The organism is Oceanobacter sp. 3_MG-2023, from assembly GCF_030688925.1.
Lineage (GTDB): Bacteria > Pseudomonadota > Gammaproteobacteria > Pseudomonadales > Oceanobacteraceae > Oceanobacter.
On record NZ_JAUYVX010000006.1, the window covers coordinates 36,685 to 53,217 of the forward strand.

Here is a 16,533-nt window from a genome sequence, read left to right on the forward strand (position 1 = left end):
AATAATCACCAGCACCGTCTGGCTCCAATGACCGGACCGCGGGCTTTTTATCAACCGCCAACGGCCTGAGATATTCTGTAAACGCCATGGATACAGGAACCCAGCATGAGTAACGCCTTATCAGAGTACCTCTCAGCCCTGTTCGAAAAACTGAGCCATCTCGGATTTGCCCACCACCCCCTCGCCGACAAAATACAATGGGAACGCCATCACCTGTTTATGCGCGAAGTCGGCCCAAGAATGGCGGCCACCCTGGTCGCCGCAGTGGTGGTTGGCCTGCTGTTCATGCAGTCCGCCAGTACCACAGAGTTGTGCACCTGGTTCGGTATGAACCTGTTGGCAGGACTGAACTCCTGGCTGATTATCCGCCACTACCATAAAACCCGTATCGGCCATCGGCCCGACCCGAACCAACAACAGCAACGGCGTTCGATCCACCGGTGGCATATGGCGAACCTGTATCTGGCACTGCTATGGGGCTTCCAATGGGCGGCCTTGCCTTTGTTGTTTTTGGCCGATGCTTCACTGGTGCAAATCTTTTCGATGCTGCTGCTGGTCACCATTGTCTCCGCCACCCCGTCCATGACCATGGGGCTGTATCCGGATGTGTACATCACCTTTCTGACCCCGGTACTGGGAGCATTTGGCCTGCACCTGGCGACAATGGAGCTGGATGGCACCTGGCTGCACAAGATCATGGCACCAGCGGTATGGGTGTCCCTGGTCGGTTTCAGTTACGCCATGTTCAAAACCCAGATCCATACCTTGGCGCTCAGGCTGGAGCTAGAGCAGTCCAAACAAAAGATCGAACAGGCCAACAAGGCCAAAACCCGCTTTCTTGCTGCCGCCAGTCACGATATTCGCCAGCCTCTACAAGCGGCCTCGCTGTATTGGAGCACCATCGACCCAGCCAGGCTTGCCCCCCAGCAACAGCCACTCTTTGAGCGCCTGGGCACCAGCCTGAAAGCCACCAATGAACTGCTCAATCATTTGCTCGATGTTTCCAGACTGGATGCCGGGGTGACGCCATTACGACCGCAGGCCACCGATGTAGCCACGTTACTGGACGAACTGCGCATCGTCTTTTTGCCCTTGGCACAACGCAAAAACCTGCATCTGGATATCGAATGTGATGCTGAAGTGTCGATCTGGTGCGATCGATCTATGACCTTCCAGATACTCAAGAATCTATTGGCCAATGCCGTGCAGTACACCCTTGATGGAGGCATTCTTGTGCGTGTTATCGCGCGCGAGCAGCAGGTGCAAATCAACGTTGAGGATACCGGTATGGGTATTTCTCTCGAGCATCAACACACCATATTTGAGGAGTTTGTACAATTGGACAACCCTGGCCGCCTTCATCAGAAAGGCCTTGGACTGGGTCTCGCCATTGTCAAACGTCTCTGTCAATTACAGCAGGTCCCACTACAGCTCGACTCCAGACAAGGACAAGGCAGCTGTTTTTCCCTGATATTCCCTCGCACCCGGCCAGCCCCCTTCAAGCCGCCAGAGGCCAACACCGAAGAAGCGCCGCATTGCCGCCTGAATGGCCTGAAAATATTGTTAGTGGATGATCAGAAAGACATTCTGGATGCTCTGTCCCTGCTGCTGGTGAGCTGGGACTGTGATGTGTGGATCGCCCAGAGCCTGACGAACCTGAAGCAACAACTGGATCAGCCAGCATGCTTGCCTGACGTCGTCATCAGCGATGATTCATTGACAGATGATGGTAATTTTGAACAGATCCTGGCGACGTTGCGGCACCAGCTGCCTTACACTCCGGCGATTATCATAATGACCGGCAACACCACCCCACAACGGGTCAAACAGCTCACCCAGACGGGCTACCCATTACTGTATAAACCGATCGAAACCGCACAATTGAAAGCGGCCCTGCAAAACGCCGACTGTCACCAGGAGACAGACACCGCTTAAAGATATCCATGCTGGTGCGCTGCACGCAGGCACTCGATACGGTTATTCACTCCCAGCTTGTCAAACATCAGCCGAATATGTGTTTTTACCGTATTGGGACTCAGGAACAACTGCTCGGCAATCTGCTGGGTCGCATAACCCGCCTGCATCAGCGTCAGAATCGCCAACTGGCGCTCGCTGAGCAGATCCGCCGGATGAGGTGTCGATGCGGCCATCACCTCGGGAGCCAGATAACGCTCACCTTGCAGCACTCTCCGAACCGCCAGCAAGATATCGTCGGTAGACTGGTTTTTGGTGATCAGACCCGAGGCACCGGCATTCAATACCCGAGTCAGTACAGCACCCCGACTTTCACCGGTACACACCAGTACCGCAACCTGAGTATCCTGCTGGCGAAGCTGTTGCAACAATTTCAGCCCATCGCTATCCGGCAACCCCAGGTCCAGCAATACCAGTTGCCAGGAAGATGCCAATACCTGTTCCAAACCTTGCTCAGCAGAATGAACACAACGGATTGTCGCGCTTGGCCAATGCTTACTGAACAGGCTGACCATCGCCTCGGCAAACATGCGGTGATCATCAATAATCAGGATAGAGAATGAATTACTGTTAAAGTTATACGTAAACACTGCATTTGCTCGATCAACATTCCTCTCGCATATAATGATACAGTAATCATCGGACTGCTTGGTCCGTGCGACACAGAATCCTGTTTTCGAGACCCAGTTACGCTACTCAGCCTGCTGCTTCCAAATCGACGCCCCGGCAAAACACAGTGATCAGGTCGCTATTATCTCCGGAACCAGCCATTCAACCCGATAGACAAGAATCAGATACAGGCGGCTCAGCCAGCGCTACCTTCCACCAGCTTTAATCCAACCACGCCCAGCACAATCAGGCCGATACACGCCAGTCGCAAAATGCCGCCGGGTTCGTTCATAAACAGAATACCCACCAAGGCAATAGATGCGGTACCAATACCGGCCCAGACCGCGTACGCGGTGCCCATCGGAATGGTGCGCATGGCCAGCGACAATATCGACATGCTGGCAATAATCAGCAGCACGGTAATGACCGATGGCCACAACTTTGAAAACCCGTCACTCTGTTTCAGTCCAATCGCCCATAAACATTCAAGGCCACCAGCGATCAACAAATAAATCCAACCCATTGTGTACAACTCCTGTTGTAGCCATCATTGAAAAACCAATGACCCGGCGGCGGTACAAGGCACCGCAGCCAGGTCATCAGCAGAAACATCCAGATTCAGCGCAAGACATCGAGGCCGACGGCGCCGCCCTCAAATTCCTGCACCGCATCCATCAATGCCGTCCAGAGGTAGTCACTGGAAGCGGTATCGCAAAGAATGGACATCACCGGCAAACCGTTGATTTGCTGGCGAACCATAATGGCGTTGATACGCGCGATAGAGGTTTGGGCAATGCTGCCGACGGGGAATACCGACTCACGCATATCCACCCCACTCAGCTTGGACATGATATTGGACAGGTGTTCACCGGTCAGCATCAGCCAGGCATGGGAGTCCATACAGAACAACGGATAACAATGATCCGGAGTCTCCGCACCCGCGGTCGGCAATGCCATCACGGCTGCACCCAGGTCTGCCGGGCTACCCAGCAGCCAGTATTCTTTCTGGCTCAGGCGCAGCACGCATTCGCCATTAGCACTGCTTGCGGCAGTGTTCGGACGTGCGGGAATCGGCAGTTTGTTAGCCGCCAGCAAATCGGTGGTCGTGGTGCCACGATAGCCTGTCCGTGGCAGCATTGATAATTCCAGCACGCCGGCTTTGGCGGCCCGCTGGACATCGCCGTTATCCACTTGTGCGATCACCGACGCTCCGGCAGCAGTCTCGACCCGACGGGCACCGGCACTGCGACGGTAACAGCCACTGCGCGCCAATTCAGCATCGGCCCATTCAACATGAGCGGAAATGTCAGTTTGATAGAGTTCAGACATGGTTCTCTCCTGTGACGGCTGTTTCACGCCACTCGGTCATTAGATTCTGGCAGCCGCTCTGAGATACGCTGCCCGCCGGTTGTTGCAGGCGTGATACCCACGCCACTGCAACCACCATTACCCACATGTATTACCAGTGAGGCCAGCCATTACATATCCTGGCGGGCTTGCTCGGCATCGTAAAACGGCAGAGCAACCACTTCAGCAGTGACGATTTCACCGTTCACCCGAATCGGCAAACGCGCACCGACTTCACTCTGATGCACTCCGGCGTACGCCATACCAATAATGGCGCCCACCGTGGGCGAGTATTCACAGGAGGTGACGTTACCGGTGATATCGGCCTCGGTCGCCGACGTCGCCAGAACCAGGTGCCCTTCTTCCGGTTTTTTGCCCGCAGCCACCAAATTGGCCGGCAGCTTGAAGCCCACCAGTTTGCGGCTTTGTGGACGCTTCATCACGATATCCACGGCCCGACAGCCATTGAAGTACGGCTTGTTTTTACTCACCGCCCAATCCAGCCCCAGTTCTCCCGGGTGGCTCATGCCATCGGTGTCCTGACTGATGATGATATGGCCTTTTTCGAGTCGCAGCAGACGCTGGGTTTCGACCCCGAACGGCTTGATATCAAACGCGGCACCGGCCTGCATCAAGACATCCCACAGGACTTCGCCGTAACGGCTCGGAACGTGGATTTCATAGCCCAGTTCGCCAACAAAACCGACGCGCAACAGGCGGGCCGGAATGGTCTGGTCAGCCTTGCCATCAACAGGAATACGGATTTCACCTTCCCGGCACGCCAGGTAAGGAAAACCTTCCTTGCTCAGATCCAGATCGGTCAACTGCTCCAGAACCTTGCGGCTGTCTGGCCCGGCCAGGTTAACGGCCGCAAAGGCAGAAGTGACATTGGTGATATCGACATCCAGACGCCACTGGGTATTCCAGAACGTCATCAGGCGATAAACCGCATCAACCCCGGTGGTGGTGGCTGTCACATAGAAGCAGTCGTCAGCAAAACGGCAGGCAACACCATCATCCACTACCACACCCTGATCACTGGTCAGTACCGCATAGCGGGTTTTGCCCACCGGTTGCTTGAGGAAGCCAAAAGTGTAAATCCGGTTCATCAGCTCGGCGGCATCCGGGCCGCGCAGCTCGATACCACCCAGCGTCGACACATCAATCAGACCGACGTGGTTACGAACGTGCAGGGCTTCGGCTTCGATGGCGGTGTTACGGATCTTGCGGCTGCGCGGAATCAGCGGGCTGGCCGCACTGCCGCTCAACAAACTGCCTTGCGGCGGATAAAACGCTGGCCGTGCCCAGGCACCTGCCGGGATCATTTTGGCACCCAGTTCCAGGTGACGATGATGCATGGCGGTCTGGCGATACGGATCAAAACCCCGTCCGGCCAGGTAGGCCAGTTTTTCCGGGGTCAGCGGCGGCCGGGCCGTCGTCACACCGGTTTCGGTGATGCTGCGGTTGGTCGATTGCGCGACCAGTCGAGCGGTCGGCAATGCCGAATGACGCCCCTGGGATGGCCCCATCCCAACGGTTGAAAAGCGTTTTACCAGCTGCACATCGCGGTAACCCATACGGGTGGCATTGACGATGTCCTTGCTTTGCAGGTCTTCGTCGTAATCAACAAAGTCCTTGCCTTTCGGGTGCGGGAAAATCGGCCAGTCGTAGTTAACCTTGCGACTGCATTCAACCGCTTCCGGTGCCGTTGCCAATGGCTGTCCCAATAACGCCAATGCTGTTGCAGCGGCATATTCGGCGTCCTTGATCACCGCACCAATGCTGTGCTTGCCGTTGACAGAACCGGCAATGTGCAGATGTTCCGGCAGATGGCGGATCGCGAACTCGGCACGCTCTTCATCGTAGCTCAGCTGGCCACCGGCCTGGCATAACAGCTGATAGGCAGGCATATAACCCGACGACATACAGACCAGATCACAACGCAACAGATCGCCGTTATCCGCCACTTTGCCGCGACCACGAATAGCGCGAATCTCAACCGCTTCAACGTGTTCTTTACCAAAGGCTTCATACAGGGTCTGGCCAAAACGCAGGGCGATACCGGCCTGCTGGGCGCGGAAAATCAGGTTTTTGGTTTCGACCGAATCCGTGCCGGTCGGGTCATCGACGCCGCCGCGCATATCCACCAGCGCCTTGACTTCGACCCCTTGGGCCACCAGCGCCAGCGCGGTCAGATAACCATCGTCGTTGCCGGTGACGACCACGGCACTCTGGCCAGGCTTGATGGCATAGAGTTTCATCATCCGCATGGCTGCACTGCACATCACCACACCGGGCAAGTCATTGCCACGGAACACCACATGCTGCTCGTAGCTGCCAGTGGCCATGATGCATTCTTTTGCACGGATCTTGTACAAGCGTTTGCCGTGCAGCACTGGCAGCCAGTTGTCGACAAACCAGGCGTTACAGACCGAGTCGGTCATCACGGTGATCTTATCGTGCTGCGTGACCTTGCTGATCAGCTGCTGACGCAGTGCTTCCGGGTCATCCAGATCACTGAAGTCAGCATAGGTCAGCGAGCCGCCCAGTACTGAATGTTCTTCCAGCAACAGCACCTCGACACCCGCGTCAGCGGCAGTCAGGGCGGCGGTCATGCCCGCCGGGCCAGAGCCGACCACCACCACATCGTAGAAGCGGTAGGCCTTGTCGTAATATTCCGGGGTGAATTTCAGGTCAGCAATACCCAGTCCGGCTTTTTCGCGGATCTGTTTTTCCCACCAGTCCCATACACCCTTGGGCTTGTAGAACGCCCGATAGTAAAAGCCCACCGGCATAAAGCGGCCGAAGTGACCCAGAATCGCGTCCTTGTCTTTCGCCAGCGTGCCGTTGACGTTTTGACCGGTTACTTGCAAATCGTTGGCGGCCGCCATTTTGTCGGCCAGCACATTGGGCTCACCCTGGATCTGCACCAGGCTGTTGGCATCGTGCGCCGACATGGTGAGCGGGCCTCGGGCGCGGTGGTACTTGAACGAGCGCGACCACATCCAGTAGTTATTACCCAGCAAGGCGCTGCCAATGGTGTCGCCCTTGTAGCCGATAACGGGCTGTCCCTCAAAACGGAACTGGACGGTTTCACTGCGATCCAGCAGCAGCCCCATGGGGGCTGCCAGCCGTTGTGAGAGGGCAGTCGATGGTGTAGATGCAACGGAATTCATCAGCAAGTCTCCCCGTCAGGCGTTGACTCATCCGATGGCAATTCGGATGGATCGTAAGTACGTAAAATTTCATCGCTCACACGATGGCGCTCGGCGACAAACCAGTAACCCGATGGTGTGTGATACCACCATTCGCGGGCCACACCCGTGCCGTTGTAGGCGTAAAAGGTGTGTTCTGCCCAGGCCTTGTCGGGGGCAGATTCAACGCTTGGCAGCGGAGTGACTTCGCCGCCATATACAAATTCGCTGATATTGCGTGGCCCGTTTAACGGGCAGGGCATGATTTTCATATCTCACCTATGTTGCCGGACGCCTGGGGTCAGACGTCTGACGCCGATTAGTTCTGTGTTATGGCGACTGTGTTTTATCCACAATCTGATGCGTGATGCGCACCCTGCAAGCGGTTTCCGGTTGGCCGATACCAGGTATTGGCCAACCGCGTTATCTTCATTATCAGAGGCGCAACCGGCACTGAATTGGCTGTTTTACCGAAAGACAGGATCATCTTGCCCTTCGGCGGCAGCTGAATTAAAAACACGTGCGTTGTACGCCATCTAACAGTGGTTAGTGTGAGGCAGCGGTAGCGCCCATTTCGTTCACCTGGCGGAATTCGCTGAAACGCTCAACGCCAAACGGTTTGATCAGGTCAGGAACCTTGCCGCCACTGGCGACCAGTTCGGCCATGGTCTTGCCGCAAATCGGGGTGGACTTGAAGCCCCAGGTGCCCCAACCGGCATCGAGGTAGTAGTTCTTGACTGGGCTCAACCCCATGATCGGGCTGTAGTCTGAGGTCATGTCCGTCAGTCCGGCCCACTGTCGCATCAGCTTGAGGTTGGCCATAAAAGGAAACAGCTCGACAGCGTGTGCCAGCAGCTGCTCTTTCAGTTCCAGACTGGAACGGGTGTTATAGAGCGGGTACGGATCCGATCCACCACCAAAGACCAGTTCGCCACGACCGGTTTGCTGGACGTAGCAGTGGAAAGCTGGAGAGCTGACCAATGGATTGAGGAAAGGCTTGACCGGCTGGGTCACCATCGCTTGCAGCGGGTAAGACACAATCGGTAACCGGAAACCGGCTTTTTCGGCCAGCAAGGAGCTGTGCCCTGCAACGGCCTGTACCGCGCAGCCACACTCAATGATTTGCTCAGCGCTGCCCTGCTTGACCTTGACGCCGGTGACGGTACCCGAAGCGTCATCCACGATGACATCGGTGACTTCGGTCAGCTGATGCAATTCGACGCCACGCTGGGTGGCACCCTTGGCGTAGCCCCAGGCCACGGCATCGTGACGGGCGGTCGCGCCATCCATATGCCACAAGCCCCCCAGCACCGGTTGGTGCCCGGGGTTCATGTTCAGCGTAGGCACCAGCTCACGGATCTGTTGTGGATCAATCAGCTCGGTCTTGCCGCCAAAGTGTTTGTTGACTTCGGTACGCTGGCGAAAGCCACGAATAGCCGAGTCGGTGTGTGCCAACGTCAACTGACCCCGCTTGGAGTACATGATGTTGAAGTTGAATTCGTTCGATAATTCCTGGAACAGTTTTACCGACTCACTGTAAAACCTCACCCCGTCGGAGGTGAGGTAGTTGGAACGGATCACCGCTGTGTTACGGGCGGTGTTCCCTCCCCCCAGATAGCCTTTTTCCAGCACGGCTACATTGGTAATGCCATGGTATTTGGCCAGGTAATAAGCCGTGGCAACACCATGCCCGCCGCCACCGATAATTACCACGTCGTAACGACGCTTGAGGGCAGTCGGTGCAGGCAAATCCGCGTCTTTTTCAAACGGATAATCGTTGTTCAGCCCGTATTTAAGAAGTGCAAAAGGCATGGCCTTGCTCCCGTTTACTAGAGTTCGTCAGACATCAGGCGTCTGGCGGCTGTCAGGGTGTTTTTCATCAGGCAGGCAATGGTCATTGGGCCAACACCACCTGGAACCGGCGTAATGGCAGCAGCCACCGGTTCAACCGCGGCGTAGTCGACATCCCCTACCAGCTTGCGCTGGCCGTTACGCTCAATCACGTTGATACCGACATCGATCACGGTCGCGCCAGGCTTGACCCAGTCGGCACCGATCATTTCCGGGCGACCCACTGCCGCAACCAGAATATCGGCCTGCTGCGCCAGCGCTTGTGGATTGTTGGTACGTGAATGCACCACCGTCACCGTGCAGTTGGCTTGCAACAGCAGTGCAGCCATCGGCTTGCCAACAATGTTGGAACGGCCGACCACAACCGCGTGCTTGCCACTGAGATCGTCACCCAGCACTTTCCCGATCATGATCATGCAGCCCTGGGGCGTACAGGGAACCAGAGATTCCTTGCCCACACTGAGCGCACCGACGTTGACCGGGTGAAACCCGTCAACGTCTTTTTCCGGGCTGATCGCAGCAATAATCTGCTCTTCATCCAGATGGGCCGGCAATGGCAGCTGTACCAGAATACCGTGTACCGCCGGGTCCACATTCAATGCGGCCACCAGCTGGTTCAGGGTTTCCTGGGTGGTATCGATCGGCAGACGATGCTCGATCGAGTTCAGTCCGGATTCGGTCGCACGGGCAATCTTGTTGCGCACATAGACCTGACTGGCCGGGTCTTCCCCGACCAGCACCACGGCCAGACCAGGCTTGATGCCGTAGTCTTCAAGAAAGGCCGCCGCATCAGTGGCGACCTCGTCCAGCACTTGCGCCGAGATAACTTTTCCGTCGATTCGAGTAGCCATGTTGTGCTCCTATTTGAAAACGACGGTTTTGTTACCATCAACAAACACACGGTGTTCGGTGTGCAGTTTGACAGCACGGGCCAGAGCGACGGTTTCGGTATCCCGTCCAGCGGCAGTCAGCTTTTCCGGGCCCATGGTGTGATCCACTGGCTGTACGGATTGCTCGATGATCGGGCCTTCGTCCAGATCGGAGGTTACATAGTGCGCAGTCGCACCAATCAGTTTCACACCCCGGTCATAAGCCTGGTAATACGGCCGTGCACCCTTGAAGCCGGGCAGGAACGAGTGGTGAATATTGATCGCTTTACCGGCCAGCTCCGCACACAGGGTGTTGGACAGGATTTGCATGTAACGGGCAAGTACTACCAGCTCGGTGTTGGTTTCGTTGACGATGTCGATCAGCGCCTGTTCTTGCTGCGGCTTGTTCTCTTTCGTCACTGGCAGGTGAATAAAGCGAATGCCTTCGCGTTCTGCCATTGGTCGCAAATCCTGGTGATTGGAAACCACAGCGGTGATTTCCATATTCAGCTCACCCTTGTTTTTGCGGTACAGCAAATCGCTCAGACAGTGGTCAGCCTTGGACACCATGATCAGCGTCCTGATTGGTGAACACACACTGTTCAGGCTCCAGGTCATGCCAAAACGCTCGGCCACTTCAGCAAAACCGGTTCTTACGGCATCGCACTGATCATCGCCTTCAAAGTGAAAACGAGTGCGCATGAAGAAGTTACCGCTGTCCTGGTCATCGAACTGGGACTGCTCGCTGAGATAGCAGCCATTGCCGGACAAAAAGCTGGAAACTGCAGCGACAATGCCACTACCCGCCGGGCAGGTGGTTTTTAGTACGTATTCAATTTTTTCGTTGTTACGAGGCATGGTTCTGCTCCTCTGTTGGCTTGTATCAGTCATGGCTTTTATGGAGTTTCAAGCCGCACAAAGCCTGCGAAATCAGTCGCTTCGCTGATCAATTCAATGGTTGTATTCACACAGCTGCGCGCGGCAGCCCGGAGTATATCCGAGCCTGACGCTGCGAGTTGTGTTGGTACGCGCGGTGACTACCCGATACCGCTGCGTACCAGCTCGCCGCTAGCGGCGATGCGCCCTGTTGTCGGTGCGCTCAATCAGTCGAACCAGACCAGCCGGGTTGGGTAATCAGGCTGGTGATGGCCTTAGTAGCCTTGTCCAGGAATCCAGCTGGTACCAGCCAGTGGCACCCGTGCCATGGCGGCAGATTCTACCGTCAGGGCAACCAGATCTTCTGGCTCCAGGTTACGCAGATCGCTTTTACCGCAAGCACGTGCCAGGGTCTGGGCTTCCAGTGTCAGCACGCGCAGGTAGTTAGCCAGACGATGACCGGCAGTAACCGGATCCAGACGCTTCATCAGCTCAGGGTCCTGGGTAGAAATACCGGCAGGGTCTTTACCTTCGTGATAGTCGTCGTAATAACCCGCTGCAGAACCAATTTTCTTGAACTCTTCGTCCCACTTCGGATGGTTACAACCCAGGGCAATCAGAGCCGCAGTACCAATCGCTACCGCATCGGCACCCAGTGCCATACACTTGGCGACGTCGGCACCGTTACGGATACCACCGGAAACAATCAGCTGTACCTTGCGGTGCATGCCCATTTCCTGCAGTGCCTGTACGGCTTGCGGAATCGCGGCCATGGTCGGAATACCCACGTGTTCGATAAACACTTCCTGAGTCGCCGCCGTACCACCTTGCATGCCGTCGACCACGATCACATCGGCACCGGCTTTGACAGCCAGTTTGACGTCGTAGTAAGTCCGGGTTGCTCCGACCTTGATGTAGATCGGCACTTGCCAGTCGGTGATTTCACGCAGTTCCAGAATCTTGATGGCCAGATCGTCCGGGCCAGTCCAGTCCGGGTGGCGACAGGCGGAACGCTGATCCACGCCCATCGGCAAGGTACGCATTTTCGCAACACGGTCGGTAATTTTCTGACCCAGCAACATACCGCCGCCGCCAGGCTTGGCACCCTGGCCCAATACCACTTCGATGGCATCGGCTTTGCGCAGGTCGTCCGGGTTCATGCCGTAACGGGAAGGCAGGTACTGATACACCAGCTTGGTGGACTGACCGCGCTCTTCCGGTGTCATGCCGCCGTCACCGGTCGTGGTGGTGGTACCGACTTCAGAAGCACCCCGTCCCAACGCTTCCTTGGCATTGGCAGACAGTGCGCCAAAGCTCATACCGGCGATGGTGACCGGTGTTTCAATCACGATCGGCTTCTTGGCATAACGGGTGCCCAGTGTGACCTGGGTGTTGCACTTCTCGCGGTAGCCTTCCAGCGGGTAGCGGGACATGCTGGCACCGAGGAACAACAGGTCATCAAAATGCGGCAATTTGCGCTTGGCACCAAAACCACGGATATCGTAGATACCGGTGTCTGCTGCGCGGCGGATTTCCTGCATGGTCAACGCGTCAAACGTCGCAGACTCACGCAGTCCAGGGTTCACTTTCAGATCTTTATCGCTCATATCACTCTCTCCTGGCTGCGTGATCAGTAGGCACTGACGTTATCGACTTTAAAGTTATACAGCTGACGGGCTGAGCCGTAGCGCTTGAAGCTGGCCGGATCTTCATCGATCCCGGCACGGTTGAGCAAATCGGTCAGGTAATCGAGATGTTCCTGACGCATTTCTTTCTCAATGCAGTCGGCTCCCAGAGACGCCACGCTGCCTTTGACAAAGATTTTGGTTTCGTACAATGAATCACCCAGGGCATCCCCGGCATCACCACAAACAACCAGTGCACCGGCCTGACCCATAAAGCAGCTCATGTGACCCACACTGCCTTTGACGACGATTTCCACACCTTTCATGGAGATACCACAACGGGCACCGGCGTTACCTTCAATCACCAGCATGCCACCGTGGGCGGTTGCGCCAGCGGATTGGGAAGCTTCACCCTTGACCCGGACGGAACCGGACATCATGTTTTCTGCTACGCCCTGCCCGACATTGCCGTGTACCACGACGTGGGCTTTCTTGTTCATGCCGGCACAGTAGTAGCCAGCATGGCCTTCAATATCCACACTCAGCGCCTGGTCGAGACCACAGACCAGATTGTGATCGCCCTTGGCGCCGGTGATTTTCCATTCGCGTTCGGTGCATTCAACCGCCTGTTCATGCAGCGCCTGATTGATATCGCGCAGCGAGGTGGTGGCCAGATCAAATGTTTTCATATGAGATTCCTCGTATTTGCCGTTGGCAGCTCGCGTGCTCAGGCACGTTCCCAGACATAAATTTTGGCCGCTTCCGGCTCCCAGACCTTGGCGTTCTCGATGCCAGGCAGTGTCGTCAGTGCCTGATACTCAGACGCCATGGCAACGTAGTCTTCGGTCTCGGCCAGGACAGCAGGCTTGCAAGCGATCGGATCGCGGGTAACCGCAAAACCGTTACGTGTTCCGATGGTGAAGGTGAAGAAACCATCAAGATCCTTCATCGCGTTTTCCAGCGCCTGATTGAGAGTGTCGCCCAGTTGCAGGCGGCGCGTCAGATAGCCAGCGGCCACTTCCGAGTCGTTTTCAGTTTCAAAGCGGATACCTTCACGCTCCAGTTCCAGACGCAGACGGTTGTGGTTAGACAGCGAACCGTTGTGTACCAGACACAAATCTTCACCGGTTGAGAACGGGTGCGAACCAGCCATGGTGACGGCAGATTCAGTTGCCATACGGGTGTGCCCGATGATGTGTGTACCCTTCATGCCTTTCAGGTTGAAGGTTTCGGTAATCACTTCTGGCAGACCCACTTCTTTCAGAATTTCGATCGAGTGACCGGCGCTGAGGATCAGCACTTCCGGTGCGTGTTGCTCAACAAAGGCAGTCGCAGTGGCGGCATCCGTGTGCATCTTGAAGACAGCAACCGTAGCATTCTGGAACCAGCTGACTTCAGCATTCAGTTCTGCACGAGCGGCTTCAGCCAGCGCTTCCCAGTCGTAATTGACATCTTCGTGACGCAGAGTCAACTTGATGCCATCGGCGACTTCGTCACCGTAAATAGCAAAGCCGGCACTGTCCGGACCACGATCGGTCATCGCGATCAGCATGGGTTCAAACAGGGCACCGAGCTGGCTCTCCAGCGCCGGATTTTTCAGATACAGACCTACGATTCCACACATCGCGCTATCCTCGTTAATTCACAGTCGTTTGTTCGTTTGATTCGCTTCGTTATGCCTGTTGCAGCACAAGCGAAGCCGTTCCGCTGCTGCCAAACACAGCAGCGGCACATAAAAAATGGGGTATAACGGCTGGTGCGCTCCAGGCGCACCGAGCTAGTTCAGGCTTAGAAGAATTCGCCGTAGCGCTGTACTTCCCAGTCGGAAACGTGGCGACAGTAGTCGATCCACTCTTCGCGTTTGAGGCGGACAAACTCAGCCATCACTTCTTTGCCGATGGCATCCGTCAGAACCGTGTCTTTTTCCAGTTCATCAATGGCTTCGCCCAAGGTTTGCGGCAGGATTTCGACGCCTTCAGCTTTGCGTTCTGCTTCGCTCAGGGCATACATATTGATGTTTTTCGGATCACCGGCTTCCAGCTCACGTTCGATTCCGTCCATACCCGCAGCAATCAGTGCCGCGTGTACCAGGTACGGGTTACAACCTGAATCTGGCAGACGGAATTCCAGGCGGCCGTAAGGCACACGAACCATGGCGGAACGGTTGTTGTCGCCGTAGCAGATATACGCTGGTGCCCAGGTTGAACCGGAAGCCGATCCACCAACAACCAGACGCTTGTAAGAGTTCACGGTAGGAGCGGCGATAGCACACAACGCCTTGGCGTGATGCAGCAGGCCAGCGGTGAAGTGGTAAGCCATTTTCGACAGACCCATGCCGTGCTTGTCGCTGTCATCACCAAACAGGTTCTTGCCGCTTTCATCACAAATCGACAGATGGAAGTGCATGCCGTTACCGGTGCGGTCTGCTGATGGTTTTGGCATAAAGGAACAGACCATGCCGAGGTCGTTGGCGATTTCACCGGCCGCCATACGGACGAAGGTAAAACGGTCAGCCGAAGTCAGTGCGTCGCTGTAGGTGTAGTTGATTTCAAACTGGCCATTGGCGTCTTCATGGTCGATCTGATACACGTCCATGCCAACCGCTTGCAGGCTCTCAACCAGGGTTTCCAGAAATTCACGTGAACGCGACAGGCCCTTGTAGTCGTAGCACGGCTTGGTCAGCGTATCGGTATCATCCACTGGGCCGAGAGAACCGTCGGCGTTACGTTTGAACAGGTAGAACTCAGGCTCCAGACCCGTGTTCAGAGTCCAGCCTTTGTCATCCAGACGCTTGAGCTGGTTTTTCAGTACCACGCGGCTGTCGTGGGAGTACGGCGCGTTGTTCACGTAACCGTCACAGGCAATACGGGCATACCCTGGCTGCCAGGGTACGGTGGTCAGGCTGGCCAGGTCACCACGTGCCAGGAAATCCGGGCCATGTGGTTCCATGCCCATTCCCCAGACAGCAAAGCCGGCAAAACCAGCCCCTTTTTCAACAACGTCCATCAAGCAATTGGCGGGCACAGACTTGGTCTTGGCCACACCGTGGATATCAACAAACTGGGCCAGAACGTATCGAATATCATTTTCCGACATGAAAGCTTCGATTTCGGCGGCGGATGGGGTCGCGGACAACATACACTTGCTCCTGATTCCGAGGTCAGCTTCTCGCCGAACCTTTGTTTCTCTTTGGGAAAATTACTTTCCTAAAGTGAATGCAACCCCTATGCCACATAATTTCCCGAGGGGAATATTTTTTTCATATTGAACCGAAAGCCCCGATTTACCTATAGTTAGTTAATAAATTTTCCCACAGAGAAACCCGTCTGGTTCGTCGATCAGGGCTGAATAGACTGAAATAAAGCACCGCTAGAGTGCGTCCATTCATTCTTACGCACCAAGAGGGTTCATCTACAGCACCGGTGGAGCATCAGGACATGGAAGAAAACGACACACGTTTTAATCTGGACCAGTACATTGCCATGAAAGTCAAAAAGGCCAGATTGGAAGAAGGCCTGAAAATTACCGATGTGGCGCGAATTTCTGGCATCAGCCAGGGTATGGTCAGCAAAATCGAGAACGCCCAGGTCTCCACCAGCCTGGAAACCCTCAGCCGCCTGTGCACCGCCATCGGCTTGCCTATCTCCAAACTGTTCAGCGATTACGACCGCCCGGACGGCGGCGCACACTTCACACCGTCTGGCGAAGGTCTGGAAGTTGTTCGACGTGGCACCGACAAAGGCCACACCTACCAGCTACTAACCTATCAGCGGGGTGGCAAACGTAACTTTGAACCCTTCCTGATTACCATGGATGATCTGTCGGAGGTGTTCCCGACCTTCTCCCACCCCGGCGAAGAATTTATTTACCTGCTAAAAGGACAGCTGGTGTACCGCCACGGCAACCACTTGTATGAAATGGGCCCCGGCGACAGCCTGACCTTTGATGCGGAAACGCCTCACGGCCCCGAGAAACTGATCGAAGTACCGCTGCAGCTGCTATCGATTATTAACTACGTCGAAGAGTAAAGACCGGCTCCCCTCTCAAGCGTCACCCTGAACCTGATTCAGGAGCCAGACGGTTGCGAGTCCGAGCCGGTGGATTCCGGGCACGCCCGGAAAGATATGGCAAAACAGAAGAGATATTCCAGATCAGCCCAGGATTACCGCACGCGTGGCGGGTAATCCT

14 protein-coding genes are annotated in these 16,533 nt (G+C 55.7%); 2 read left to right on the plus strand and 12 right to left on the minus strand.

All coding sequences use genetic code 11. The features are described 5' to 3' along the window. The first annotated feature begins 105 nt into the window (after positions 1-105). On the plus strand, positions 106-1,935 hold the full coding sequence (locus Q8W32_RS07140) for a hybrid sensor histidine kinase/response regulator (protein WP_305414325.1): 1,830 nt from the start codon (positions 106-108) through the stop codon (positions 1,933-1,935). On the opposite strand, the gene Q8W32_RS07145 is transcribed toward Q8W32_RS07140, so the two are convergent. The 12 genes from Q8W32_RS07145 to glnT all read right to left on the minus strand — a co-directional run bounded on the left by Q8W32_RS07145 (position 1,932) and on the right by glnT (position 15,483). Beyond that, positions 1,932-2,564: a response regulator transcription factor gene (locus tag Q8W32_RS07145; RefSeq protein ID WP_303432861.1), complete on the minus strand. Its 633-nt coding sequence runs from the start codon at positions 2,562-2,564 to the stop codon at positions 1,932-1,934. The two genes, Q8W32_RS07140 and Q8W32_RS07145, sit on opposite strands and share 4 nt — an antisense overlap. Before the next feature lie 215 nt (positions 2,565-2,779). Further along, positions 2,780-3,106, minus strand: coding sequence for a multidrug efflux SMR transporter (locus Q8W32_RS07150; RefSeq protein WP_303432860.1), 327 nt, complete (start codon positions 3,104-3,106; stop codon positions 2,780-2,782). Positions 3,107-3,201: 95 nt separating this feature from the next. Beyond that, positions 3,202-3,912 carry a hypothetical protein gene (locus Q8W32_RS07155; protein ID WP_305414326.1) on the minus strand — a complete coding sequence of 237 codons (711 nt, stop codon included), beginning with the start codon at positions 3,910-3,912 and terminating at the stop codon, positions 3,202-3,204. Positions 3,913-4,061: 149 nt separating this feature from the next. After that, positions 4,062-7,106, minus strand: a complete 3,045-nt coding sequence (locus Q8W32_RS07160) for a 2Fe-2S iron-sulfur cluster-binding protein (RefSeq protein ID WP_305414327.1) — start codon at positions 7,104-7,106, stop codon at positions 4,062-4,064. Further along, a complete protein-coding gene (locus tag Q8W32_RS07165) occupies positions 7,106-7,396 on the minus strand; it encodes a sarcosine oxidase subunit delta (RefSeq protein WP_303432857.1) in 291 nt (96 codons plus the stop codon). Before Q8W32_RS07165 ends, Q8W32_RS07160 begins: the two co-directional genes overlap by 1 nt. A gap of 274 nt (positions 7,397-7,670) precedes the next feature. After that, positions 7,671-8,936 carry an FAD-dependent oxidoreductase gene (locus tag Q8W32_RS07170; RefSeq protein ID WP_305414330.1) on the minus strand — a complete coding sequence of 422 codons (1,266 nt, stop codon included), beginning with the start codon at positions 8,934-8,936 and terminating at the stop codon, positions 7,671-7,673. Positions 8,937-8,953: 17 nt separating this feature from the next. Beyond that, positions 8,954-9,826 (minus strand): bifunctional 5,10-methylenetetrahydrofolate dehydrogenase/5,10-methenyltetrahydrofolate cyclohydrolase, encoded by an 873-nt coding sequence (locus Q8W32_RS07175; protein ID WP_303432855.1) that lies wholly within the window; start codon positions 9,824-9,826, stop codon positions 8,954-8,956. A gap of 9 nt (positions 9,827-9,835) precedes the next feature. After that, complete coding sequence (purU, locus tag Q8W32_RS07180) at positions 9,836-10,702, minus strand: formyltetrahydrofolate deformylase (protein WP_305414331.1); 867 nt, start codon at positions 10,700-10,702, stop codon at positions 9,836-9,838. Positions 10,703-10,995: 293 nt separating this feature from the next. Further along, on the minus strand, positions 10,996-12,327 hold the full coding sequence (locus Q8W32_RS07185; protein WP_303432853.1) for an FMN-binding glutamate synthase family protein: 1,332 nt from the start codon (positions 12,325-12,327) through the stop codon (positions 10,996-10,998). Between the two features lie 23 nt (positions 12,328-12,350). Next, on the minus strand, positions 12,351-13,034 hold the full coding sequence (locus Q8W32_RS07190; protein ID WP_303432852.1) for a protein glxC: 684 nt from the start codon (positions 13,032-13,034) through the stop codon (positions 12,351-12,353). A gap of 38 nt (positions 13,035-13,072) precedes the next feature. Further along, positions 13,073-13,969 (minus strand): glutamine amidotransferase family protein, encoded by an 897-nt coding sequence (locus Q8W32_RS07195; RefSeq protein ID WP_303432851.1) that lies wholly within the window; start codon positions 13,967-13,969, stop codon positions 13,073-13,075. A 164-nt stretch (positions 13,970-14,133) separates the two neighbouring features. Further along, positions 14,134-15,483, minus strand: a complete 1,350-nt coding sequence (glnT, locus tag Q8W32_RS07200; RefSeq protein ID WP_303432850.1) for a type III glutamate--ammonia ligase — start codon at positions 15,481-15,483, stop codon at positions 14,134-14,136. Between the two features lie 299 nt (positions 15,484-15,782). Here glnT and Q8W32_RS07205 point away from each other — a divergent pair, with 299 nt between their 5' ends. After that, positions 15,783-16,373 carry an XRE family transcriptional regulator gene (locus Q8W32_RS07205; protein ID WP_303432849.1) on the plus strand — a complete coding sequence of 197 codons (591 nt, stop codon included), beginning with the start codon at positions 15,783-15,785 and terminating at the stop codon, positions 16,371-16,373. Positions 16,374-16,533 lie beyond the last annotated feature (160 nt).